General features: G+C 43.6%; 29 protein-coding genes. 17 read left to right on the top strand and 12 right to left on the bottom strand.

Features of this window, described 5'->3' with window-relative positions; translation table 11 throughout:
- Positions 1-39 precede the first annotated feature (39 nt).
- From AC0IWT_RS12775 to AC0IWT_RS12760, 4 genes are all read left to right on the top strand, one after another.
- Positions 40-270, top strand: a complete 231-nt coding sequence (locus AC0IWT_RS12775; RefSeq protein WP_056095301.1) for a hypothetical protein — start codon at positions 40-42, stop codon at positions 268-270.
- Entirely contained in the window at positions 267-833 is a 567-nt protein-coding gene (locus AC0IWT_RS12770) for a hypothetical protein (protein WP_056095298.1), read from the top strand. The genes AC0IWT_RS12775 and AC0IWT_RS12770 overlap by 4 nt, the downstream gene beginning before the upstream one ends.
- 30 nt (positions 834-863) lie before the next feature.
- Positions 864-1,046, top strand: a complete 183-nt coding sequence (locus AC0IWT_RS12765) for a hypothetical protein (protein WP_056095295.1) — start codon at positions 864-866, stop codon at positions 1,044-1,046.
- Positions 1,047-1,134: 88 nt separating this feature from the next.
- The gene (locus AC0IWT_RS12760) at positions 1,135-1,491 is read left to right on the top strand and encodes a response regulator (protein WP_056095291.1); all 357 of its coding nucleotides are present in this window, start codon (positions 1,135-1,137) and stop codon (positions 1,489-1,491) included.
- 73 nt (positions 1,492-1,564) lie between these two features.
- On the opposite strand, the gene AC0IWT_RS12755 is transcribed toward AC0IWT_RS12760, so the two are convergent.
- The 12 genes from AC0IWT_RS12755 to AC0IWT_RS12700 all read right to left on the bottom strand — a co-directional run bounded on the left by AC0IWT_RS12755 (position 1,565) and on the right by AC0IWT_RS12700 (position 10,897).
- The gene (locus AC0IWT_RS12755; protein WP_056095288.1) at positions 1,565-1,954 is read right to left on the bottom strand and encodes a YidH family protein; all 390 of its coding nucleotides are present in this window, start codon (positions 1,952-1,954) and stop codon (positions 1,565-1,567) included.
- Between the two features lie 340 nt (positions 1,955-2,294).
- Entirely contained in the window at positions 2,295-2,714 is a 420-nt protein-coding gene (locus tag AC0IWT_RS12750) for a DsrE family protein (protein WP_471797471.1), read from the bottom strand.
- A gap of 40 nt (positions 2,715-2,754) precedes the next feature.
- The gene (locus tag AC0IWT_RS12745; RefSeq protein ID WP_199562757.1) at positions 2,755-3,834 is read right to left on the bottom strand and encodes a c-type cytochrome; all 1,080 of its coding nucleotides are present in this window, start codon (positions 3,832-3,834) and stop codon (positions 2,755-2,757) included.
- Positions 3,835-3,846: 12 nt separating this feature from the next.
- Positions 3,847-5,187 (bottom strand): MBL fold metallo-hydrolase, encoded by a 1,341-nt coding sequence (locus AC0IWT_RS12740; RefSeq protein ID WP_056095282.1) that lies wholly within the window; start codon positions 5,185-5,187, stop codon positions 3,847-3,849.
- Between the two features lie 122 nt (positions 5,188-5,309).
- On the bottom strand, positions 5,310-5,591 hold the full coding sequence (locus AC0IWT_RS12735; RefSeq protein ID WP_187593152.1) for a DUF983 domain-containing protein: 282 nt from the start codon (positions 5,589-5,591) through the stop codon (positions 5,310-5,312).
- 110 nt (positions 5,592-5,701) lie between these two features.
- Positions 5,702-6,115, bottom strand: a complete 414-nt coding sequence (locus tag AC0IWT_RS12730; protein WP_090985890.1) for a DUF6691 family protein — start codon at positions 6,113-6,115, stop codon at positions 5,702-5,704.
- An 11-nt stretch (positions 6,116-6,126) separates the two neighbouring features.
- Positions 6,127-6,684 (bottom strand): YeeE/YedE family protein, encoded by a 558-nt coding sequence (locus AC0IWT_RS12725; RefSeq protein ID WP_056095272.1) that lies wholly within the window; start codon positions 6,682-6,684, stop codon positions 6,127-6,129.
- Positions 6,685-6,846: 162 nt separating this feature from the next.
- The gene (locus AC0IWT_RS12720) at positions 6,847-7,185 is read right to left on the bottom strand and encodes a rhodanese-like domain-containing protein (protein ID WP_197413310.1); all 339 of its coding nucleotides are present in this window, start codon (positions 7,183-7,185) and stop codon (positions 6,847-6,849) included.
- A 16-nt stretch (positions 7,186-7,201) separates the two neighbouring features.
- Positions 7,202-7,729: a class I SAM-dependent methyltransferase gene (locus AC0IWT_RS12715; RefSeq protein ID WP_471797470.1), complete on the bottom strand. Its 528-nt coding sequence runs from the start codon at positions 7,727-7,729 to the stop codon at positions 7,202-7,204.
- 100 nt (positions 7,730-7,829) lie between these two features.
- Positions 7,830-9,248 (bottom strand): MBL fold metallo-hydrolase, encoded by a 1,419-nt coding sequence (locus AC0IWT_RS12710; protein WP_440790363.1) that lies wholly within the window; start codon positions 9,246-9,248, stop codon positions 7,830-7,832.
- A gap of 85 nt (positions 9,249-9,333) precedes the next feature.
- Positions 9,334-10,131 (bottom strand): sulfite exporter TauE/SafE family protein, encoded by a 798-nt coding sequence (locus AC0IWT_RS12705; protein WP_056095265.1) that lies wholly within the window; start codon positions 10,129-10,131, stop codon positions 9,334-9,336.
- Between the two features lie 124 nt (positions 10,132-10,255).
- Positions 10,256-10,897: a Crp/Fnr family transcriptional regulator gene (locus tag AC0IWT_RS12700; RefSeq protein WP_090985886.1), complete on the bottom strand. Its 642-nt coding sequence runs from the start codon at positions 10,895-10,897 to the stop codon at positions 10,256-10,258.
- A 553-nt stretch (positions 10,898-11,450) separates the two neighbouring features.
- Between AC0IWT_RS12700 and AC0IWT_RS12695 the strand changes: the two genes are divergently transcribed.
- From AC0IWT_RS12695 to arsB, 13 genes are all read left to right on the top strand, one after another.
- Entirely contained in the window at positions 11,451-12,383 is a 933-nt protein-coding gene (locus AC0IWT_RS12695; RefSeq protein WP_159435276.1) for an efflux RND transporter periplasmic adaptor subunit, read from the top strand.
- The gene (locus AC0IWT_RS12690) at positions 12,376-13,590 is read left to right on the top strand and encodes an efflux RND transporter periplasmic adaptor subunit (protein WP_471797469.1); all 1,215 of its coding nucleotides are present in this window, start codon (positions 12,376-12,378) and stop codon (positions 13,588-13,590) included. Before AC0IWT_RS12695 ends, AC0IWT_RS12690 begins: the two co-directional genes overlap by 8 nt.
- Positions 13,591-13,875: 285 nt before the next feature.
- Complete coding sequence (locus AC0IWT_RS12685) at positions 13,876-14,313, top strand: hypothetical protein (protein ID WP_056095255.1); 438 nt, start codon at positions 13,876-13,878, stop codon at positions 14,311-14,313.
- A gap of 108 nt (positions 14,314-14,421) precedes the next feature.
- Positions 14,422-14,910: a DUF3347 domain-containing protein gene (locus tag AC0IWT_RS12680; protein WP_471797468.1), complete on the top strand. Its 489-nt coding sequence runs from the start codon at positions 14,422-14,424 to the stop codon at positions 14,908-14,910.
- Between the two features lie 117 nt (positions 14,911-15,027).
- A complete protein-coding gene (locus tag AC0IWT_RS12675; protein WP_056095249.1) occupies positions 15,028-15,600 on the top strand; it encodes a DUF3347 domain-containing protein in 573 nt (190 codons plus the stop codon).
- Positions 15,601-15,607: 7 nt separating this feature from the next.
- Positions 15,608-16,084, top strand: coding sequence for a heme-binding domain-containing protein (locus AC0IWT_RS12670; RefSeq protein WP_056095245.1), 477 nt, complete (start codon positions 15,608-15,610; stop codon positions 16,082-16,084).
- Between the two features lie 12 nt (positions 16,085-16,096).
- Positions 16,097-18,880 (top strand): multicopper oxidase domain-containing protein, encoded by a 2,784-nt coding sequence (locus AC0IWT_RS12665; RefSeq protein WP_471797467.1) that lies wholly within the window; start codon positions 16,097-16,099, stop codon positions 18,878-18,880.
- A 12-nt stretch (positions 18,881-18,892) separates the two neighbouring features.
- Positions 18,893-21,430 carry a heavy metal translocating P-type ATPase gene (locus tag AC0IWT_RS12660; RefSeq protein WP_471797466.1) on the top strand — a complete coding sequence of 846 codons (2,538 nt, stop codon included), beginning with the start codon at positions 18,893-18,895 and terminating at the stop codon, positions 21,428-21,430.
- A 195-nt stretch (positions 21,431-21,625) separates the two neighbouring features.
- On the top strand, positions 21,626-21,955 hold the full coding sequence (locus AC0IWT_RS12655; RefSeq protein WP_039474421.1) for an ArsR/SmtB family transcription factor: 330 nt from the start codon (positions 21,626-21,628) through the stop codon (positions 21,953-21,955).
- Positions 21,956-22,008: 53 nt separating this feature from the next.
- Positions 22,009-22,563, top strand: coding sequence for a DUF6428 family protein (locus AC0IWT_RS12650; RefSeq protein ID WP_471797465.1), 555 nt, complete (start codon positions 22,009-22,011; stop codon positions 22,561-22,563).
- A gap of 7 nt (positions 22,564-22,570) precedes the next feature.
- Positions 22,571-23,062, top strand: coding sequence for a GNAT family N-acetyltransferase (locus AC0IWT_RS12645; protein WP_471797464.1), 492 nt, complete (start codon positions 22,571-22,573; stop codon positions 23,060-23,062).
- Between the two features lie 4 nt (positions 23,063-23,066).
- Entirely contained in the window at positions 23,067-23,486 is a 420-nt protein-coding gene (locus AC0IWT_RS12640; protein ID WP_471797463.1) for an arsenate reductase ArsC, read from the top strand.
- Between the two features lie 3 nt (positions 23,487-23,489).
- Complete coding sequence (gene arsB / locus AC0IWT_RS12635) at positions 23,490-24,569, top strand: ACR3 family arsenite efflux transporter (protein WP_471797462.1); 1,080 nt, start codon at positions 23,490-23,492, stop codon at positions 24,567-24,569.
- The last annotated feature ends 1 nt before the right edge of the window (position 24,570 follow it).

Here is a 24,570-nt window from a genome sequence, read left to right as displayed (position 1 = left end):
GCAAATCTTTTTATTAGTCAGATAAGAAAAAAGGAAAATATGAAAGATTTAGAATTTAACCATGAGTTTGAAATCGGGGGAAAACACATTTGCATAGATGTCCCAAAGAAAAGATGCAACCAGGTCTACATCGAGGGAGAGCTGGTTGGGACGGTTTGGGAATGTAAAAAACAAGGGGTAATATCCTTTGTATCAAGAGATTTTAAGCTTGCCCCTTACCTGGAAAGCATTGCGGCCGAGTTAAACATTTTTTACAGGACCTCCCTATGAGTGCCTATGCCGGATGGACATTTCAACCTTTTCTGATCTGTTTCCTGTTATTAATGACTGTAAAGGTAAAGGCGCAAGATCAAACTGCCGTCCCCAAGATATCGGTAGGCTTTGTCATGGGCTTTCCGACCGGTAAGACGGCTAAAACTTATGTCAACGGATATGGGGCATCAACAAAGGTGGAATTCAAGGTTTCGGAGCACCTCAACCTAACCGGATCTGCGGGCTATATGACTTTCCGCTACAGGGATGAGGTAAAAAAACGTCTCGATTATTTAGGAGAGCCAACAAGCATGAATGGTGTTGTTCCAATTAAAGTCGGAGCAAAATATTACTTTGAAGGTATCTATTACGCTGCCCTTGAGCTTGGTGCAGCAAATACTCTTGGAGACCGACTCAATACCTCTTTTGCCTACGGACCGACTTTGGGTGCCAGCATTCCAATTTCGAAGCATTATAGTGCAGATCTCGGCCTTCGTTATGAGGGTTGGAAAAGCAGCGGAGGGCAGGTTTCCTTTTTTGGACTTCGTTTGGCTCTGGCAATTTCAGGAACTAAAAAATAATAGGCAAAATATTTAACTAAAATTTAAATTATGACAGAGAAAAATATTTCACAACCATTTGAAACTTTTGACCATAATAAATCCTCAGCAAAGGGTGGAGATAACGCATATCACCCCGCAAACCAAGATAGAGAGGTTTTATTGCGTTACCTGCTGGAGCGGTTGAACCTGGAAACCGGCCATCTCAATGAGAAGCGAAAATTGAGGAAGTAGGGGCCTTTTTAGACCTTTAAAAAAACATTCGTAGGAATGGCAAATCAGATTTATTATAACCAGGGGCAACCCACAATATGCATGACAAATGGAAAAGATGATATATCTTTTGGAAAATGATGAGGGTATAACCGAAGTATTACAGCTTCTTTTTAACAGTGAGGGGTACGGGGTTTCCGCGTTTTCTTCGGTAAGCTCGTTTATGGCAGGGCTAAGTGATCATGTTGCAGATCTTTTTCTGCTGGATGTTATGCTCCCCGATGGAAACGGCATTGAAGTCTGCAGTTACCTGAAGTCCTTAGAGAAAACCCGGAATGTTCCGATTATCATGATGAGTGCTCATGCGGACCGTTATGACATTAGAAGGGGCTGCGCTGCAGAGAATTTTATTAAAAAGCCTTTCGATATTCACGACCTGCTGCGTTTGGTAGCGAAACATATTTGACCGGTGATAAAGTACGGGTTCTCTCAAGTTTGGTATTCGTGCTCACAATCAGTGTTTCCATGTCAGAGATCCGCTAAGTCGTTCTTACAAGATATATCAACAAAAGCATGCTTGAAATGAAAATAACCACGGTAAGGACTTTGATGAGTGTAGAGGAATGGTAATAACTGCCTTGATTAATAAGTGTATGAGTTTTTTGATAGCGCATAAATGCCAGGATGATGGTCAGTGCGCCTACCCCGACAAGAAGTATTCCTATCCTCTGTGAGTTGCCGGTTTGGTGTACGACGGCTTTGGCCCCAAGAGCGAGAGTGATCTGCTTGATAAAAAGTGAAAACTTTACCACCACAAAACCAAAGCCCATAATTCCTATGCTAGTTCTTATCCAGGCAAGAAAAGTCCGTTCGTTGGCCAGATGGTCACCAGTGTTTGATTTAGGAATGGCTTGTTCTTCTTTTTCCATTATTGATAATATTGGTTGACGGATCACCGCATGCCTGATTAACAAAATTTTATCAATGCTGTTTGGGCGAGTACTGTTTTAATTATGTAGCTTTTCGATAAATTCCCTAGCATTTTTAAATGCGTTACTCCGCACAGCACATACGATGATAGACAATTTTGTCGAACCTTTTGAATTTTAGTGTTGCCGGCATAAGCCATTGATATTTAAACATGACAATAATTTTCGGCGTTTGCGGCCCCGGGTGAAATGGATCCGGCACAACTGATCCTAATCTTTGCATCGTATCGAAATACCAATTTGCACCTTTTAAAGATTCACTGCCGTTTTGGTTTTTACATTAGGGATGAACGATTACCCATCCTTCCGCCGAACGGATGATGATCTCTCCGTTGCCGCTTGGCACATAGCTGATGAAATCGAAGAGATCTGACTTATCGATTTTCCGCTCGCGAACGGTATTCTCGCACTGCGCCAGAATTACGCCCTTTGACTTTAGCAAATTAAGCTGCTCAAGGAACTTTCCATCCTTGCGATAAACCGCCACGCCATCCCCGAAGGCGATAAGCTCAACCTCCAGTTTTCCCTTCAATCTTGGATCCTCCAAAGCATTGTTGATGTTCCTGAGTGTTCCCGAAATATGTTTTTCCTCGGCACTGTTAAGTACATATAGCGCTTTATATGATTTCTTTTTTGCAACAGCACCCGTAAACGGTTTTTTTGTCTCCTGTGCAGATACATTGGTGGTGATGACCATCATGATGACAAGCTGGAGTAAGATCAGTAATTTTTTCATGTTTCTATTTTTTCTGTTTTATAGGTGCGTGCTGTTCAGCCATGTCAATAAAGGGACCATATTTATGCTGCTTTTCGCTAAAGTGATCTGCATATGGCCCGAAGGGATAATCTATTGGCTTTGTGTACAGGTTTTTATAGTCGTTTTTGGAATCCAGGTGCGGTCTGGGCTGCGCATTCACAAATGCAGCTACGTCCCAGGCTTCCGCATCCGTTAAGTTCGGATCTTTGTAGGTGGCGCCATAAGGCATGTTGTTTTTGACAAATCCTGCAAAATTTCCAAGCCTGAACATTCCTGCACCATCGTTATAGCTGTCCCTGCCCCAAAGGGGAGGGTACATATATCCTTTTCCATCAGGTGAGGCAACGCCTTTGCCCGTTTCTCCATGACAGCTGCTGCATTTGGAGGCATATACCATTTTCCCCTTCAGGGGATCTGCAGGCACATCCAGATATGGGATTTTTTTTACCGAATTATCCGCAATGGAATGTGCGGCATCCTGTTTTTTTCCAACCCATTTTAAATAGGCCAACATGGCGACCATTTCCCTGGAATTTCTTCCCGGAGCTTTGCCGTTCATGCTTCGCTCGAAGCACTCATTAATCCGTTCAAAGGCTTCTTCCTTTCTACCGCTTCTTGCGCTCATTTTTGGAAAACCTGCATAAAAGATGGAGAAATTATTCGCAAAGGGCCTGGTTCCTGCATCCAAGTGGCAGTTCTGACAATTCATACCATTAGTCAGCTTTCCTACGATACCCTGCGGCCCTAAATAGTATGCCGTACGGACAATCAAATCCCGGCCATACCTGATCAGATCCGCATCAGCTTTGCCCTGAAGCTGCATCGTATCAGGCGCCTTCCAATATTCGGGTTTAGCAACACGGCGCTCTAAAGGTTTTATTTGATTCTTTTGAATGGATGGATTAGGCTTATCCGCATAGAAACTTTTTGGAAGATGAAATCCGCTGAGTGCTAAAACAAGAGAAAACATGATCACAACGAATAGAAATGACGTCCATACGAGATATTTTCCAAACCGGGCAAATACCTGCAGTTTATCCTCGTTGTTTCTTTCTGTTTTCACACTTTTAAAATATTAATTCTGAAAATCCTTAATGGCCTCACCAATATCAAGCACCTTTTGCTTGCCATCAATAACGGATGCAATCAGTGAGCTTGCAGCCGCACTTCTGTATCCACCGGCGCAGTGTACTGCTACGGGTTGCTCCAGCGGAATTTCGTTTACCCTTTCCCTTAAATTTCCCAGTGGAATATTTATGCTGTTCTCAAAAATACTGTTTTCCATACGCTCTGTCTTGTTCCTCACATCCACAATGGTATATCCATTTTGGTTCTCTTTAAAATTTTGGATATCGATAATCTCATCCGGGACAGTTTCTACTGCGTTTATAAAACCGCCGGCAAGCTGCGTTTCATACCCGATGGATGCGGTCCTCGCGATAAGACTATGCAATGTAGCAAGATTTTCTGCCATAAGATAATAAGGCTCTTCAGGCTTCACAATGCTGCCCAGCCAGGTTTCAAATTTGTTTCCATCCATGATATTTACAGCGCCTTCTATATGTCCCTTCTTAAAAACATCTTCCCTTCGCGTATCGATAATTAGGGCATTTGGTTTTAAGTTTTCACCGGATTCCATGATCTGAACCGCACTTACCGAATCTTCAAACGGTGCTGCGCCTTTCTTGTTCAAGGCCACATCAAAAGGGAAGTAAAATGGAATGAATGGCTGGTTTTCATTTAATGCGCTCACAAAATCGGCCTCAGTCATTTCCTGCAGTGACCAGTTACTTCTTTTTTCAGCACCAATGGTACTGCTATTGGCCTCGCTCAACGCTTTTCCGCAGAGCGTACCTGCCCCGTGTGCCGGATACAGAATCACTTCATCTGAGAGTTTCATCAGTTTGTCCCTTAATGAATGGTACATTTGGGCGGCAAGGAAATTGCGTTCCGCCATTGAATCACCTCCGCTTTCCCTTAAATCCGGCCTTCCGCAGTCACCGATAAAAAGGGTATCTCCGGAAAATAGCGCTTTTTGTTTCCCATCGTGTTCGAGCAAAATACTGATACTATCCGGAGAGTGCCCCGGGGTGTTGATTGCCCTTAAGGTGATCTTTCCCAGGGTTATCGTCTGGTCTTCATCAAATGGGGAAAACAGGTAGGACGGCGTATTGAGTTTGCTGCAATATATTGTTGCGCCGGTCTTATGATGGATTTCAAGATGAGCACTCACAAAATCCGCATGCGGGTGCGTCTCGATAACACCAACTATTTTGGCCTGGTGTTTTTCGGCAAAATGGTAATATGCAGACGGATCCCTGGAGGGATCGATCAATATGATTTCATTCCGGCATTCGCTCAGTACCGCATAGCTGTAATGGGAGAGGTGCTTGTCTTCAAATTGTTCTATTTTCATGTGTTTTTATTTTTGATTAATGTGTTTAACGGTATGATTCCTGCCTTTGCCAGGTTTACATCAAATTTACCCTTTAGCGGTTCTTCGCACTGTAACTTTTGTCACAGCGCCCCAAAATCTTCTCAGCAGTTTCTGCCTGCACTTTCATCATATTTGATCGGAGAGAGGATATGGAGCAAAAGGGTCCTGGCATAGCGGTAGTTGAAGGTGAACAGTAGGATGACCGGAGAAATAGTGGTTGCGATGATTGCCCACTGCTCTTCTTCGCCAAAGATCATGAATGCCAGAATGCCCGCATTGACAAGTTCTGCGACAATGAAAACATAGCTCACATACATCGCTCCGATAAAGAAGCCCGGCTCTATCTCATAGTTCAGGTTGCAGCAGGCAAATTTTTTATTCATCTGATCATATTTCCAATGGAACATGGAATGGGTATATAATTTTCCCTTTCGGCACCTGGGACATCTATGGTCTATTATAGCCCTTAGTTTGCTCATCAGATTCTATTTTATTAATGAGGGAGCTTGCTTTTCATCGCTCCGTATAGATAGGTGCCCAGGAGCGCACCAAGGATGACCACCGCCATACCGGCATATCCGCTCCCAAGGTTGACGAACATGGGGCCGGGACAGGCGCCGGTGAGTGCCCAGCCCAGGCCGAAAATGGTGCCGCCTAGTAGGTATTTTATATAGGCCTTGTCCTTATCGTGGAAGACAATCGGATTTCCGGCCAGATCCTTGGCTTTGAATTTTTTGATCAGCCATACTGCAATTACGCCAAGTACAACGGCCGTACCAATAATTCCATACATATGGTAAGACTGGAAACGGAACATTTCCTGGATCCTGTACCAGGAAACAGCCTCAGACTTGGTCATGATGATTCCGAAAAGTGTTCCTGCAAGAATATATTTTATGAATTTCATTTTTTTTAGATTTAAAAGATAAAAGGCATGATGAGGAAAGTCATGATCAGGCCACCAACAAAGAAACCGATTACGGCTACTAGTGATGGTACTTGCAGATTCGAAAGCCCGGATATGGCGTGACCAGAAGTACAACCGCCTGCATAACGAGATCCAAAACCGACTAATAAACCACCGATGAGTAAAATAGCCAGCGTTTTTAAATCTTTCATTGCTTCCAGTGAAAACAGGCCGGTTGGATTTAACCCACCATCGAACTTAATGCCCAATTGATTTAAATCGGAGATTGTGGCGGATGATAATTTTACGGGAGATGGACTGCTAAGGTAATTTGTAGCAACAAATCCACCTATTACCGAGCCGATAAGGAACATGAGGTTCCAGGTCTGGTCTTTCCATTTAAAATCAAAAAATTTTACTTTCCTGCCTGCTCCGGCTATGCTGCACATCGTTCGCAGGTTTGATGAAAAGCCAAAGGACTTTCCGAAAAAAAGTAGGATGAGCATAATGAGTACGATCATGCTGCCCGAGAAATACCAAGGCCAGGGTTGTTTAATAAAATCAATCATGTTTTTTAAATGAAATGTTAATATGGGTGTTTTTGTTGTTGTTAAAAGGTAATGCCTGTGGCGGTTTGAGCAAGTAAGTGCTGAATCATTTTAGCAAACTGCCATCCCGAAGAAATCCGGCCGGCAGCGTTGAATAGATCAATATTTCTTGAATATATTTCTTCATTTTGGCCAGGTACCGATACCTCCAACCAGGTTGAATGCTTCCACCCCAAGTTTTCTCATCTCCGATACCGCTGAGGAGGAACGCTTTCCACTTCTGCAATAGAGGAAATACCGCTTGGCCTTATCCAGCTTTGCAAGTTCTAAAGAAAAGGCAGAACCCAGGAAATCGATATATATGGCTGAAGGAAGCGCGCCTGGGGCATATTCAGGCTTTGTCCTTACATCTAAGAGGACTGCGTCACTGCTTTTTGTAAATTCGTTTTTGAAGTGGTAGCCATCGAGGTTGTACGCACCTTTTGAAAAAAAACTGCTGATCATTTGAAGTAGTTTATTCATTGTATTTATTCGTTTCTTATTGCTCTGTATTTTTTTTAAAGCTGCAGAACAGAAAATCCTGCGTGCTTTGCATTGGGGTAGTGTGCTCTTGCGGCCTGCACTCTATTTCGGTAAACCCTTCTCTAAATATCTCGCGCAGCGTTCTTTCACTGTATCTTGAAACGGGCAGGCCACTGCATTTTTCTGGTCCGGTGAGCGAAAAAGTCGCCATGACCAAGTATTCTCCGGTAAACTGACCTGCCGTGTTTGCATAACTATGGATTTCCTCTGATGAATGAAGGAAATGAAAAGTGGCCCGGTCATGCCAGACTGCATAACTTCTTTGCGGCACAAAATCCCTGATGTCTGTCTCGATCCAGTGTATCCTGCCAGACAGTTCTCCAAGCCTTGCCTTTGCCTTTTCCAATGCCCGGGAAGATATATCCACTACGGTAATATCGCTGTAGCCTTCCTGAAGCAAAAAATCCACAAGCAGACTGTCTCCCCCGCCAATATCGATTATCGGAGCAGATTTATCCAGATTGAACCCCGTTATCATCTCCATTGAAACTGTGGGGTAGACCTGCGTCCAGCTGACCTGGTCAGGACTTTTTTCTAAATACACCTTTTCCCAGTGCGATTTTTTCTCATTTTTCATATCCCTTTTATATTAAGGTACTTGGACATACAAATGCTGTAGTCGGAATACATCCGTTTTCCTGTATGGCCTTAAAACCACCAGCCACATCGATGAGGTTGTGGTACCCGCGTGAGCGCATGATGGAATTGAAAATAACAGAACGGTAACCACCTGCGCAGTGAACAAAGTAGGTCTTGGTTTTATCGACGGTGCCGAGGTTTTCGTTGATATAATCCAGTGGAAGGTTGACAGCACCCTCGACATGCTCGCTTAAGTATTCCTTTGTTTTTCTGACGTCCAGAATATTTACCTCCGCTTTTTTGCCGATTTCGGCCAGCCGGGCTACACAAACCGATTTTATCTCGTCGGTTTCCTGACCAGCTTTTTTCCAGGCAACGACGCCGCCATCTAGGTAACCTACTGCACCATCAAATCCTACTCTTGATAAACGGGTGAGCACTTCTTCAATTCTACCCTCATCTGTAATAAGTAAAATAGGATGTTTAATGTCCGGGATTAAAGTTCCTACCCAGGGGGCGAAATTTCCATCGATGCCAATATTTACCGAGTTTGGGAGAAAGCCTTTTATAAAATCCTCTGGAGCTCTTGTGTCGAGAATTACCGCTCCTGTTTCATTTGCAACCCGCTCAAAAGCATCGGGGTTAAGGGCTTGCATGCCTCGTTCTATCACTTTGTTAAAACTATCATATCCATGGATGTTCATCATGACGTTTTCAGGAAAATATGCAGGAGGCGGTAAAAGACCATCAGTAACCTCTTTAATGAATTCGTCTTTGGACATGCCTGCCCTTAGCGCATAATTGGTCTTCTTTTGATTTCCCAAAAGATCGGTGGTCTCTTTGCTCATATTTTTTCCGCATGCGCTACCCGCACCATGTGCAGGATAAACCATAATATCATCGCTTAAAGGCATGATCTTATTGCGTAAAGAATCAAAGAGATAACCTGCTAGCATCTCACTTGTAAGCTCACTGACCGGTTTCTGTGCCAGATCGGGTCTTCCCACATCGCCTATAAAAAGCGTATCGCCGGAGAACAGTGCTATTTCCTTTCCTTGCTCATCGCTAACCAGGAAACAGGTGCTTTCCATGGTATGTCCTGGGGTGTGCAACACTTTAATCTTTGCCCCACCAAGTCGCAACACTTCTCCGTCTTTCGCACCGTAAAAATCAAAGTCGGGTTTTGCATTCGGCCCGTAAACGATTTCTGCGCCGCTTTCTTTAGCCAGATCAATGTGTCCGGATACAAAATCGGCATGGAAATGTGTTTCGAGCACGTATTTTATTTTTGCGTTGTTCTTCCGTGCACGTTCCATATACGGACTAACCTCTCGAAGCGGATCGATAATGGCCGACTCTCCGTTGCTTTCTATATAATAGGCACCTTGTGCCAGACATCCGGTGTAAATTTGTTCTATAATCATGATGATTAAATTAGTATGTCAAAATTAATCCTTAACGATATGGTCGTTGGTGACTTTTGTCACACAAGGAGTTTGTTTCTGAAGGTTACTTAAATATTACCTCTTTTAGAATGATGTAGCAACCCATAACCAGTACAAACCACCCGAAACCTTTCTTCAGTTTTCCTCCATCTATTTTTTTGTTTATCATTCCACCTACCACGATACCGGCGATGGCAACGGTAGTAATTTTGGCGAGAAAGATCCAGTCGATATGGAAATGTCCAAGATCGCCGGTGAAACCGATGAGCGAATTAAGCGCTATGATGAAAAGTGAAGTACCTACGGCCTCTTTCATGGGTAAGCCCACTAAAATAACAAGTGTAGGAATAAGTAGAAAGCCACCACCAGCACCCAAAAAACCAGTAGCGAGGCCGATGGCAATGCCGTATAAAAACAGTTTACCGATGTGAAGTGGGGGTTTTTCTATTCGGGTGCTGCTTTCTGCTCTTGCACCTTTAATCATCGCTGTTGCAGCCGCTACCATCAAAACTGCAAAGAGTACCATCATGAGCATGTTTTCTGTTAACTCAAAATCGCCGATTTTTATTATTATCTTGGGTATAAGGGGGATAATGAATTTGCGGGTTAAGAATACAGTTGAGATGGATGCACTACCAAACAGCAAAGCTGTTTTAATATTCACCAGCCCACGCTTAAAATTCCCGACTGTACCTGCTAAACTTGTAGAGCCAACGATGAACAATGAATAAGAAGTAGCCAATAGCGGATTAACCCCAAATAGGTAAACCAGTACCGGCATGGTGAGGATAGAACCGCCACCGCCGATCAATCCAAGCGAAATTCCAATTAAGGCAGATGCAACGTATGCAATGATTTCCATTTCTGTTATTTTTTAACAAAAATCGAGTTATCATCTACCAATGTTGGTGACTTTTGTCACACTCATTATATTTTCAAGAAGTGATGCCTTTCGCAGTAAAAATAACTTTATTCTTTTTATGGGCTTAGGCTAAATATTCGATGTAATTACGGTACATCTTAATTTCTCCTGCCTGCTCCATTTTCTTAAGCAGCCTTGAAATTACTTCCCGGGAGGTGTTCAAATCAGATGCAATTTCACTGTGGGTAAGGTGCAGTTCTTTTGTGTTTAAATCTCCAGCTTGCTTTTTCAGGTAAAAGGCCAGCCGCTCATCCATTGCCTTAAAGGCGATATTATCGATGACAAAGAGGAGTTCTTCAAAGCGCATACGGTATGTTTCAATGACAAAGTAATACCATGTTCTGTAATCCCGCATCAGCTTATCCATCAGGGCAATGGGAATCATGAGTACCTTGGTCTGTTCAATGGCCTTTGCCATTACCTGACTGGTTTCCTGTTTGGTTGCGCATATCATGGAAAGTGCACACGCATTTCCTGGCTGGAGATAATACATAAAGAATTCCTGTCCATCTTCTCCCTCCCTGTAGAGCTTTACCATGCCTTCTACGATAAGCACCGTGGAGCGCATATTCTGCCCAGTTTGCATGAGCATATCACCTCCCTGAAAATCCCTAAGCGTCGCATTCTCGATAAGGATGGTCTTAAGGGCAGGTTCAAACTGGGGAAAAAGTCTTTCGATGTATTCCGCAATGGTCATATCTTTCATTTTAGCTGTTTTGGATTTTAAAGATAACTATACTGCAGGCCTGCGCCAAAATTCTTTAAAATATTGGAATACATTTTTTGGATATAGAATAAAGGGTATAATAAATTTACAAAGAAACTCTCTATGGTTCCCTAATTAAAACATGCAGCGCGTTTTTTCCAAAGTAAACCTAACACTTCGTCCAGGGATAAAGCTGACAAAAATCACATATTGTTTTTTATTTTTTATCCCTTGTTAATCTTTATGTTTTTTGATCGACCCGGAAAGAAATAGCCCGATCAGTGCGACTTTTTAAAGGTACCACCATAACTATGAATCGTAACAATGAGGTCATAATTAGCTTCTGAGGCGTGGCTTACTAGTCTTTGGGCATTTAATTTTATATATTGAATTAAAGTGGCTCAAACGCTTGCTGGCTTAAGACTTATTGTTATCCAAATAGGATCAGTGGGGATCTGCTTTTTAAAGGGTCCCCACTTTATGGACTACTTGGGGCAATTTCCTGATGGCGGCTAATATATTTTTTTACGTTGCGGTTTTTCAGTTTCTGCCTATGTTCCCAACCCTGACCCATCTTATTGAATACCTATTTGGAATATATATTCCGCTTCCCGTTCAGACTTTCGGTTTCTTTGTGGCCCTGGCATTTATTTCTGGTTACCTGCTGTTTTCTGCTGAGCTTAAAAGAAAGGAGGCTGCAGGACATATAGCACCTGTTGAGATTATTATACAGCCTAAGAAGGAGATTTTGTTATGGGAATGGATAACCAATGGATTTTTAGGTTTTCTTATCGGGTATAAACTGGTTTATGCTGCAGGGAACTATGCTGCTTTTGCTGCTGAACCCGGACAAATCATCCTCTCGCCAAGGGGAAGCTTACCGGGAGGGTTGCTGCTTTGCGCAATTCTTCTTTTTACCGTCTACCTTAAAAAACGCAGGCTTTCTCTGTCGGACCATAGGCCGGTTCATATTTTAAGGCACCCTTACCAGATTATGCCTGAGCTGATCACCTGGGCTGCCCTGTTCCAGGCCATTATCAAGATCGACAGAAATTCACTGGCCAGCTTAGAGTTAAATCAACCGGTTAAGATTACCCTGCCGGATCTGCCAGGTAAAACGTTATATGGGAAAGTAGATTTTATTGAACCTACCCTTCAGCAAGGTGACAAAACGGTTAGCGCAAGGGTTTATCTGGACAATATGGAACATCAGCTGAAGGTAAACAGTCTAATCAATGCCTCAATAGAGACGGGAAAATCCAAAGGGCTTTGGATACCGAGGTCTGCTCTGCAGGATCTTGGGCAGACAAAAATAATCTGGCTAAAAAAAGGCAGCTTATACTATGCACATAGTGTAAATATTGGGACTTTCAAAGGGAACGAAATACAGATAACAAGAGGCCTTTCCGCAACCGATACCCTGGCAGTAGATGCAGGGTATTTAACAGACAGTGAGAGTTTCATCAAAACAAAGGGTCATGAATAACATAAAAAGAATTAACCTGAAAAGGATCTGTGCCTTACTGATTATTGTGCTTTCAGTAAGTATATTTAACAGCTGCAAACAAAAAGCAGAGCCGGCGGCAAAAGCAAAAAGCAAATTTTACTATACCTGTTCCATGCATCCACAGATACATGAAGACCATCCCGGCAACTGTCCGATCTGTGGCATGAAACTGATCAAGGTCGAACTTACTGGATCAGGAAATTCTGCCACGGAAAAAATAACATTGACAGCAAGCCAGATTCAGTTGGCAGGCATAACAGTTGATACGGTAAGGGAAGAAAATACAGGGGGCGAAAAACTTCTGACCGGAACAGTTGCCACGGACGAAAGTAAGGCGGAAGAGATCAGTGCAAGAGTGGCCGGACGCATACAGCGTTTATTTGTTAGGTCCGTTGGAGAAAAAATAACAATAGGTCAGGCAGTGTATTCCATTTATAGCGAAGACCTGTTATCAGCCGAAAAAGAATACCTTTTGGCCAGGCAGCAGCAGAAGGTATTAAATAATCCTGACGTCGATTATGAGGCCATGATCAAGACAGTAGAGCACAAGTTATTGTTATGGGGCCTGAACTCCGCCCAGATCATAAATCTTTCTTCTTTGTCCAAAACTTCGGCCACTGTTACCATATACAGCAAGGTTAACGGAACGGTAAGCGACATAGCCATCCACGAGGGTGATTACGTAACTGAAGGGATGGCTATATTAAAAACGCAAGGGTTAGCCAATCTATGGATAGAGGCGCAGTTATATGCCGGCGAAAGCGGAAACTATAAGGAAAATGACATGGTGAATGTCTCTTTTCCAGATCTGAACGGACAGGTTGTTAAAGGCAAGGTGGAATTTGTAAATCCTGAACTATCAGATGAATCTAAGGTTGTGCTCATCCGGATCGCAGTTCCAAATACGCAGGGGCTGATCAGGCCGGGGATGTTGGCATACATTTCCATTGGTAATGGAAAACAGAATGCTGTTGCTGTGCCCACATCTTCAATACTAGCAGGAGGTAAAGGCAATAAGGTATGGATCAAAAATCGTGATGGAAGTTTTTCTGGAAGAAAGGTCAATACCGGAGCAGGGAACGGGGGCTATGTGCAGGTATTGTCTGGCATTTCACTAGGTGAAATAGTGGTCACCAGTAGAGCCTACCTCTTGGAGGGTGAATCGATATTCAAAAATGGAGGGTAAGGTTATGATTTGGTGCGTCATATCTTATGGATAAATACCCATGGTAAGTAAAATTTGGCATAGTATGTAGCTTGATTGCGCTAATACTGTCTGGACCTTGGTGAAAAGCAAATCCAGCATTTGACAGGTCGGAGTCTGCGAAACGAAATTACTTTTCGAGGGGCCGAAAAATATTGAAACAAGTTCAATGTCAGAAATTTGAGGTGATTTTCTAATATAATTATATAAAAGATATGGGAAATTATATAAATTTAATTTTGCATCTTTATATAGATTTGTAGTCTGATGAAAACCAAAGCCATCTTTCTTTTAGTGATTTTTCTGCTCAACACTGTTGTTGGCCTTGCCTGTGCAGTTGGAATGGAAAGAGATAATCATGGAGAAAGTGATGTACATGTTTCCTCTAAAAAGAATAATCACAAACATGATCATCAGCATAAAGGTGCACATGTGCATAAACACAGTGCTTCAAATGGACCGAATCTTTCAAAAGAAGATCCCTGTTGCAAGACTCTGGTCAACGACCTTGTGGTTCAGGGGAAGCTTGTTCCCCAAAGCGTTAAAAACCAGGTTATCCTACCTGTTCTATTGCTTCCAGATTATAATTACAACTTTTTAATTCCTTCTGTCAAACTGGCTCTCAAAAAGAGCGTTTACGCCGGACAGCGGGAGCGGCCACCCAACAGGGACATCCGGATTTCCATCAATAGCTTTCAGATATAAGATTTCACCAAGAATTACCAATAGAGCCCGTGTTACATTGACATGGTGCCTGGCTTTCGCGCGGCCAAAACTCCTGCGGAAAGAGTGTAAACATTTAATCTTAAAATCATGAAAAAAATATTTTTTCTGGTTGCCCTATTGGCAATCGTTTTCACTGGCCGCGTCCTTGCGCAAAATAGCCAGACACAGTCACTTTTAACTTCTTATTACGATATCAAAAATGCATTGATAAATGCAGATGCGACAGTCGCCGCCTCAAAAGCCACTGAGTTTTCCAGAGCGCTGGGCAGCATGGACATGAAGTCAATGCCAGAAGCCGATATGAATATATTTATGGGTTTACAGGATAAGCTTGCCTTTGATGCCAAGCACATATCGGAGAGTAAGGATATTGCCCATCAGAGAGAATATTTCGCAACTTTTTCTGCCAATCTTTTTAAACTGGCAAAAGCCGTTAAACTCACCAAAGCGCCTGTTTATTATACCTATTGTCCGATGAAAAAGAGCTATTGGCTTTCTGATAACGCTGGTATCAAAAACCCTTATTTCGGTAAGCAGATGCTGACCTGTGGTGCAGTAAAGGAGACTATCAAATAATTCATATTGTTATTGAGCGGACATTTAGCATTGTGATGTTTTGGTCCGTTCAATATAGCTGTATGCATATATTCTACATACAGCTCGAAATAATTTATTCAAGATATATCAAAAACAATGAAAACATTAATATATAGCCTTCTGGGCCCACTATTTTTCCTTGCCGCCTGTACAAATGGCAAAAATGAAAAGCAAGATTCCGCTGTTGCGGATTCCACGACCAAAAATGTTTCTAGGGAAACCAATAATGTAAAAAAATCCCAAACGGCTGCGCTTTTATCCGGCTATCTGAAACTGAAAAATGCCCTGACCACGGACGATGATAAACAAGCTGCCGCCGCAGGCAGTGAAATGGTCGCAGCGTTCGCCAGTTTTGATGAAAAATCATTGACTTCGGAGCAGGCCAGGGCATATAGCGATATTCGGGATGATGCCAAAGAGCACGCAGAGCATATCGGTTCCAATGCAGGCAATATTGCCCATCAACGTGAGCATTTCGATATGCTGAGCAAAGACATGTACGATATGATCAAGCTCCTTGGCACTGACAAGCCCCTGTATGTGGACCGTTGTCCCATGTACAACAATAACAAGGGTGCAATCTGGGTGAGTGAGATAAAGGAGATCAAAAACCCTTACCTTGGAAAAACGATGCCCACCTGTGGCACTGTCAAAGAAGAACTGAAATAGCACAAAAATGACGGGCATAAAAAAAACCTTTCTTGGGCTATTAGTTATCTTCATGCTTATGCAGATCTTACAGCCTGCACGCAATAAAAGCGCGCAGGCTATGCCTCAGGATATATCCACACTTGTTCCTATGCCTGATGATGTGCAGGGGATACTTAAAAAATCATGTTATGACTGTCACAGCAACAATACGGAATATCCATGGTATGCCTATGTTCAGCCGCTTCACTGGTACCTTAACAGTCACATACGATCGGGAAAAGAGGAGCTGAACTTTAATGAATTTGCCGGCTATACCTTGCGGAGGCGTCAGAACAAACTGCGGGCCATAGAAAATAGCTTAAAAGATGGTACAATGCCGCTTTCCTCTTATAGCCTGATCCACAGAAATGCAATATTAGATCCAAGGGAAAAGTCGATACTCATAAAGTGGGTACAGAATTCAAGGGATAGTTTGAACAGAAAGAATCTCACTGCTCTTTAAATTAACAAAGAAATGAAAAATATATTAACAGTCTTTTTATTGATAATTTATTCTGTGGTTTCCGCCCAGGATATGAAGGGAATGAAAACGGACAAGAACGGCAGTGCTGGTCAGTCCAGGGTAATCTATACCTGTGTGATGCACCCGGAAATACAATCGGAAAAACCCGGTAACTGTCCAAAGTGCGGAATGAAGCTTATCCTGCAGAAAGGTAAAGTGGATAAGGCAAAGACAGCTGATCCGGGCAAAAAGAAGCAAGGTACAAAAAAGGGAGCTATGGAAGGCATGAAAATGCTGGCAGAAAAATTGGAAAGTAAGCCAAAAGAGGAATCAGTAACCTATACCTGCCCAATGCACCCTGAGATCCATGACTCCAAACCTGGCAACTGTCCCAAATGCGGGATGAAGCTAATCAGGGAAAAGCCCAGGTCAGCGCCTGAACAGAATGGGGGAACAAAGGAAAGTTCCAAAAAGAGTGAGGATATGGGGGATATGGCGGGCATGGCAATGGATGATAACAGTTCTGACATGGAAAATATCAAAACTGCAAAGGCCAATTTGGGCCCGATTAAGACCGTTGCGAATAAATTTCCACCACGTACCGTGCGTTATGATCTTTACATAGCCGATACAACGGTAAATTATGGGAGAAAATCAAAGCGGGCAATTGCGGTAAACGGTCAGATCCCCATGCCCACACTGACCTTTACGCAGGGCGATACCGCCCTGATCTACGTGCACAATAATCTCGACGAGGAAACCGCGCTGCACTGGCACGGACTTTTTCTTCCGAACAAGATGGACGGTGTTCCTTTTCTGACCCAAATGCCGATCAAACCGCACACTACCTACATCTATAAGTTTCCCATCGTCCAACATGGAACGCACTGGTACCACAGCCACAGCGGCCTTCAGGAACAGATAGGTATGTATGGGGCATTTATCATGAACAAACGTACGGAGTGGGATATTCCAACCCTTCCAGTAGTCATTAGCGAATGGACAGATATGAAGCCCGAGGAGGTTCATAGAAGCCTGAAAAATGCCAACGACTGGTTTGCCATCAAAAAAGGGACTACCCAGAGTTATGCAGAAGCGATCAGGACCGGACATTTTAAAACAAAGGTAGCCAATGAATGGAAGCGCATGAATGCCATGGATGTGAGCGATGTTTATTATGAAGCCTTTCTCATCCATGGGAAAAATCAGAACGAACAGCCGCAGTTCAAGGCTGGGGACAAGGTAAGGCTGCGTATTGCAAACGGTGGAGCCTCAGATTATTTCTGGCTTAAATATGCAGGGGGCAAGATTACCGTTGTCGCTACCGATGGAAATGATGTGGAGCCTGTAGAGGTCGACAGGCTGATTATAGCGGTTTCCGAAACCTATGATGTAGTGGTCACGATTCCGGAAAATAAGAGCTATGAATTTTTGGTCACTCCTGAAGACCGTACGGGATCAGCATCACTATGGCTGGGCAAGGGAGAAAAGGTCCATGCAGAGAAAATGCCCAAACTGAAGTATTTTGCCGGAATGAAAATGATGAACGATATGATGGATATGAGCGGCAATATGGTACAGATGGAAGGCATGAAGATGCAGAACCAGATCATGGATATGAATACGGTGATGTACCCGGAGGTAACCGGTGAAGAAAATTCAAAAACAGAGAAAAAAATGAAGGGGATGCCTGGTATGCAGATGTCTGGTGACAAGAGCATGGCAGGGATGAATATGGAGGCAGAAACCGCCGATATCGTTACTCTGAACTATAATATGCTTCGAGATCCAAAGAAAACAACCCTGCCAAAAGGCCCATGGAAGGAACTTAAGTTTGACCTTACAGGAAATATGAACCGTTACGTCTGGACGCTGGATAACAAAACCGTTTCTGAAAGCGATAAGATACTGATAAAAAAGGGCGAAAATGTTAGGATAATCCTTTACAACAACAGTATGATGCGCCATCCTATGCACCTTCATGGACATGACTTCAGGGTAATTAACCGGCAGGGAGAATATGCCCCGATGAAGAACATTATCGACATCATGCCCATGGAGCGGGATACCCTTGAATTTGCAGCAACAGAGCCAGGAGGCGACTGGTTCTTCCACTGCCATATTCTCTATCACATGATGAGCGGTATGGGAAGGGTATTCAGTTATGAGAATTCTCCGCCTAATCCCGAAATCCCGGACCCCAAGCTGGCACAGCGAAAACTTTTCAGTGATGACAGGGCATTTCATCCAATGGCACGGGTTGGGATTGAAACAAACGGAAGTGATGGTGAGTTTATGCTCGCCAATACCCGTTACCGCTTTACCACTGAATGGCGGATTGGGTTTGACAAGGAAATGGGCTATGAAAGTGAAAGTCATTTTGGAAGATATATCGGGCGAAACCAATGGCTATTGCCCTATGTCGGATGGGATTTTAGAAAAAGAACGGTTGATCCCTTGGACAAGAATGTTTTCGGGCAATCACTTTCGCCGGGAAACAATCTTTTCGGGCAGGGAAATACCAAAAATTTCAGGCAGGTATTTCATTTGGGAGTTCAATATACCCTACCGCTGTTGATCGTTGCAGATGCTTCCCTCGATCACAAGGGGAATGTCAGGTTTCAGCTGATGAGGGAAGATATCCCTGTTTCCAAAAGACTGCGCTTCCAGTTTATGGTCAATACCGATAAGGAATATATGGCCGGATTCAGGTACATCGTTACGAAGTACTTTGGGCTTTCAACACATTACGACAGTGATATGGGCTATGGCGCCGGATTGACATTAAGCTACTAACAAATCAAAAACATGGAACACACCTATAAAATAACCGGAATGAGCTGTCAGGGCTGTCGGAGCAAAGTTGAAAATGTGCTGAATGCGATTGATGGCGTTTCTGCACAGGTAACCCTTGAACCTGCTGAAGCCGTCATAACTATGCAAGAACATATCCCCATAGAAAAGCTGCAGGAGGCTCTTTCTGCCGCCGGACATTATGGTATTGAAATGGCAGTTCAGGGAAAACATGTTCTAAATTCGTCAGAACATCATAATCAGGATCATTCAGCCAATGAGCAAAGTCCCGCGGCTCAAAATGATGATAAAAATGAAGAGGGAGGCCTGTTTTATTGTCCTATGCACTGTGAAAGTCAGAAGACTTATGATAAGCCAGGTCACTGCCCTGTATGCGGGATGGACCTGGTAAAACAGCCTGCCAAGAAACAGGCATCTCAATTTACCTGCCCCATGCATCCCGAGATTATCAGGGACAAATCAGGATCATGTCCGCTCTGCGGAATGGACCTGGTGCCTACTGGGACAAACCTTGAAGAAGAAGATAAAACTTATGAAACCCTGCTCAAAAAGTTCAAGATAGCAGCAGGTTTTACCATACCCATTTTTGTTATAGCCATGACTGAAATGATTCCAAATAATCCATTGTTTGATCTATTGGAACTTAAATACTGGAATTGGGTTCAGTTTTTTCTTTCTATTCCGGTGGTCTTTTATGCAACCTGGATGTTCTTTCAGCGGGCATGGCAATCTATAATAACCTGGAAACTGAACATGTTTACACTGATTGGGATTGGTGCCGGGGTTGCCTGGGGCTTCAGTATTGTTGCCCTTCTATTCCCCGGAGTTTTTCCTGATCAGTTTAAAACACATCATGGCACCGTTTTCGTTTATTTTGAGGCGGCAACCGTGATTCTTACGCTGGTACTGCTCGGTCAGCTTTTGGAAGCCCGGGCGCATGGCAAAACCAACAGCGCCATTAAGGAGCTGTTGAAGCTGGCCCCTAATTCAGCAACAAAAGTGGTTGGGGACAAGGAAATATCAGTATCTATTGATGATATTCAGAAAGGAGATCTGCTGAGGGTCAAGCCTGGTGACAAAATTGCGGTGGATGGTAGTATTAAGACCGGGGAAGCTATAATTGATGAATCAATGATCACAGGAGAACCCGTTCCTGTTGAGAAAAAAATAGGCGACAAGGTAAGTTCAGGCACCATCAACGGCAATAAGACTTTTGTGATGCTTGCCGAAAAAGTGGGCTCAGAAACACTGCTGTCACAGATCATCGAAATGGTCAATTCCGCCAGCCGCTCAAAAGCGCCCATCCAAAAGATGGCGGATAAAATCTCAGGTTATTTCGTGCCTGTTGTGGTATTGATTTCCATCGCAACGTTCGTGGTGTGGGCAGTATACGGCCCCGATCCAGCCTACGTTTATGCTTTTGTAAATGCAATCGCGGTATTGATTATTGCATGTCCATGTGCGCTGGGCCTGGCTACCCCAATGTCCGTAATGGTGGGAGTAGGGAAGGGCGCCCAGTCTGGGATACTGATCAAAAATGCGGAATCCCTTGAGAAAATGAATGCGATTGATGTAGTGGTCATCGACAAGACGGGTACGGTTACAGAAGGTAAACCTTCGGTAGAAAAGGTGGTCAGTGTAAATCCAGATTTTTCTCAGAAGAATATACTCGAAAAAATTGTGGCTTTGAACAGCAGCAGCGAACATCCATTGGCTCAGGCAACTTTGCGTTATGGGGAGGAAAACGAAATATCCGTTAAGGCTATATCTGACTTTGAGGCCGTTACCGGGAAGGGAGTAACAGGCAGTCTGAATGGGGAAAGACTGGCTTTGGGGAACCAAAAACTGATGGAGCATGTTAAAGCGGTGATTGATCCAAGTCTGGCCGAGCAGGTTAGTGCCGCTCAAAGGCAGGGTAAAACAGTTTCTTATTTGGCGGTTGAAAATCAGGCAGTGGGGTTTGTCGTGATTTCGGATAAGATCAAGCCTTCCAGCGCAGCTGCGATTCTAAAGCTCCAGCAGGAAGGCATCAAGGTGATTATGTTTACCGGAGACAATGAGGATACAGCGAGGGCAGTAAGCTCAACTTTAAATCTGGATGGTTTCAAAGCTCAGATGTTACCGGAAGATAAGCTGAATGAAATAAAAAAACTACAGGCCCAAGGCAAAAAGGTAGCCATGGCAGGTGACGGCATCAATGATGCCCCTGCACTTTCCCAGGCTGATATCGGGATTGCGATGGGCACGGGAACGGATGTAGCGATCCAGAGCGCCGCGATTACATTGGTGAAGGGAGATTTAAACGGGATCGCAAAAGCAAGGTTGTTAAGCCATAACGTTATGGCAAATATCAAAGGAAACCTGTTTTTTGCCCTGGGATACAATATATTGGGCATTCCGATAGCGGCAGGTATTTTATATCCGTTTTTTGGAATTTTACTTTCTCCAATGATCGCTGCACTCGCGATGAGCTTTAGCTCGGTTTCAGTTATATTAAATTCCCTGAGATTGAGAAATGCCAAAATCGACTGATATTTTTTAATTAAGAAATAAGGTAGATGCTGTTACCGATGGACGTTATTGAAGTACCTAATAGATCGCAGGCTTTGGTTTTTTCAAGCGGATGAAAACGTAAAATGCAGCTTTTTGATTTTCTAGTCAGCACAAATAAAAATCAAATTAATTTTGGGTTATTGATTTTATATCGTAATATTGCGATATAAAATTATGGGACTTACAAGATCAGAAATATTCACCGACGAGCAGAACCAGCTTTCCACACTGCTGAAAGCAATTGCGCATCCTGCCCGCATCGCCATCCTGCAAAGGATCCTTATATCCAATACCTGTATCTGCGGGGATCTGGTAGAGGAATTGGGCTTAGCACAGGCAACCATTTCGCAACACCTTAAAGAACTTAAAACAGCCGGGATCATTCAGGGAACGATCGAAGGCGTGAGTGTCTGCTATTGTATCAACCCTAAAACCTGGAAATTATTGGAAGAACAGTTGGGTACATTCTTTGGCTCGTACAAAGGCGAAACCAGCTGCTGCTAACCTTTTTTTATTTATATCAATCGTTAAATTGCAATATTATGAACAATGCAGAATTGACTAACTGGCAAACATTCAAAGCCACATTAGAACAACATCCAGAACTGATCCTTCAATTCCAGTATGCGGAAGGTAAGTGGGTAGACGCTTCATACCATATTACCGAAATCAAACAGGCACCGATCGTATCTGTGGATTGCGGAGGAAAAATGAATACCTGGACAGAAATTATCGTACAGCTTTGGGAGCCATCCGTACAGGAAAGCGAAAGGGCCATGCAGGTTAGCAAAGCGTTGTCGATTGTAAGTCTGGTAGAAAAATCTTTACCACTTAACCCCCTGGGAACCGTTAAGATAGAGTTTGGAAACTCACAGTTTGATACCAGACAGATGTATCCCGGCGAATTTTTGATCGATGGCGATAACCTGATCGTTAACCTGATCCCTGATTTTACGCAGTGCAAAGCAATCGGACGTGGGGGAAGTTGTGGAACAACAGAAACAGGGGAAGAATGCTGTGCACCAGCGGTGAAAGAAGAAAAACCAAAATTACAGATGGTAAACCTTGCTGGGGCGGGACAGACCTGTGAACCCGGTTCGGGCTGCTGCTAATCAGCGTATGGAAATTATAGAATTACTCCCCTTGCACTGGGAAGAGGTTAGAATTATTTATCTACAAGGTATCGCCACTAAGCAGGCTACCTTTCAGACCGATGCCCCGGCATGGGAAGAATGGGACAATGGCCACCTGGCTGGTCTCCGCTATGTCGCTATCATTGATGGCAACGTGGCAGGCTGGGCAGCTTTAACCCCTGTTTCAGGCAGATGTGTCTATGCAGGGGTAACAGAAGTGAGCGTCTATATACATGAAGGCTATCTTAGTAAAGGGATAGGTAGGGCGCTATTGCAAAAGCTGGTCACCGAAAGTGAGGCCAGTAACATCTGGACGCTGCAATCAGGCATCTTTCCTGAAAATACGGCCAGTATCGCCCTCCACGAAAAGCTCGGTTTTAGAAAAATCGGTTATCGCGAAAAGATCGGCAAGATGGACGGGGTATGGCGGGATACAGTGCTGATGGAACGAAGAAGTAAAATAACAGGACAAGAATAAAAACATGAAAAAAATATTAGTACTCTGTACAGGAAACAGCTGCAGAAGCCAGCTGGCAGAAGGTTATTTAAGGCATTTTGCCGGAAACAATGCAGAGATCTACAGCGCAGGGATTGAAACACATGGCGTAAATCCAAAAGCTATCGCAGTCATGGCTGAAGATCATATCGATATTTCGGGGCATACCTCGAACCATGTGGATGAATATGCCGGAATTGATTTTGATGCAGTGATCACCGTTTGCGATAATGCGAATGAAGCCTGCCCTTTCTTTCCGGGCAAGGTAGACCGCTTCCACCAGAATTTCCCTGACCCTGCAAAGGCAACAGGAACCCCCGAAGAAGTGATGGACGAATTCAGAAGGGTCCGCGAGCTGATCAAAGCCTATTCAGCAGATTTTGTAAACCAGTATATAAAGAGATAAACCATGAGTGCAAACAATTGTGCCCCCGTTGCAGAACGAAAAAAACTGGGATTTCTTGACCGTTACCTGACCCTATGGATCTTTATGGCAATGGCAATCGGGGTTGGTGTTGGCTATTTTATCCCATCATCTTCCAGCTTTATCAATTCCTTTTCCAGCGGTACAACCAACATCCCATTGGCCATCGGCCTGATTCTGATGATGTACCCGCCACTAGCCAAAGTAAAATATGAAAAGATGGGCGAAGTGTTTAAGGATACCAAAGTGTTGAGCGTTTCCCTGGTACTGAACTGGGTAATCGGCCCTTTGTTGATGTTCTTTCTGGCCATTACTTTTTTAAGAGACTATCCTGAATATATGGTTGGCCTGATCCTGATCGGTCTTGCCCGTTGTATCGCCATGGTGGTGGTATGGAACGAACTGGCAGAAGGTAACCGCGAATATGCCGCTGGCCTGATCGCATTGAACAGCATTTTCCAGGTATTATTATACAGCGTGTTTGCCTATATATTTATTACCATATTGCCGCCTTTCTTTGGCCTGAAAAGCCTTGAAGTAAATATAACCATCGGTGAGATCGCAAAAAGCGTGGGCATTTATTTAGGATTGCCATTTGCAATGGGTGTTATCAGCAGATATGCACTGATCAAACTCAAAGGTGAAGACTGGTTCCAGAACAGGTTTATCCCATTTATATCTCCTATAACCCTGATCGCTTTGCTGTTTACCATTGTCATTATGTTCAGCCTGAAAGGTAACCTGATCGTACAGATACCAATGGACGTGGTTCGTATTGCCATACCGCTGGTGATCTATTTCTCTATCATGTTCATCGTCAGCTTTTTTGCAGGCAGGTATTTCGGGGCAGATTATTCTAGAAGTACTTCCATTGCCTTTACTGCCACTGGGAACAATTTTGAACTGGCGATCGCCGTGGCCATTGGTGTGTTTGGAATCAATTCGGGACAGGCATTTGCCGGAGTAATCGGACCTTTGGTGGAAGTACCCGCATTGATTGCCTTGGTTAATCTGGCCTTCTGGTTCAGGAAAAAATATTATACCACAACAGAGGCTACTAACTAAC

This window comes from Pedobacter sp. AC464 (assembly GCF_979253075.1).
The sequence above is the reverse complement of the archived record's forward strand: the minus strand, read 5'-3'. Positions and strand labels throughout refer to the sequence as shown.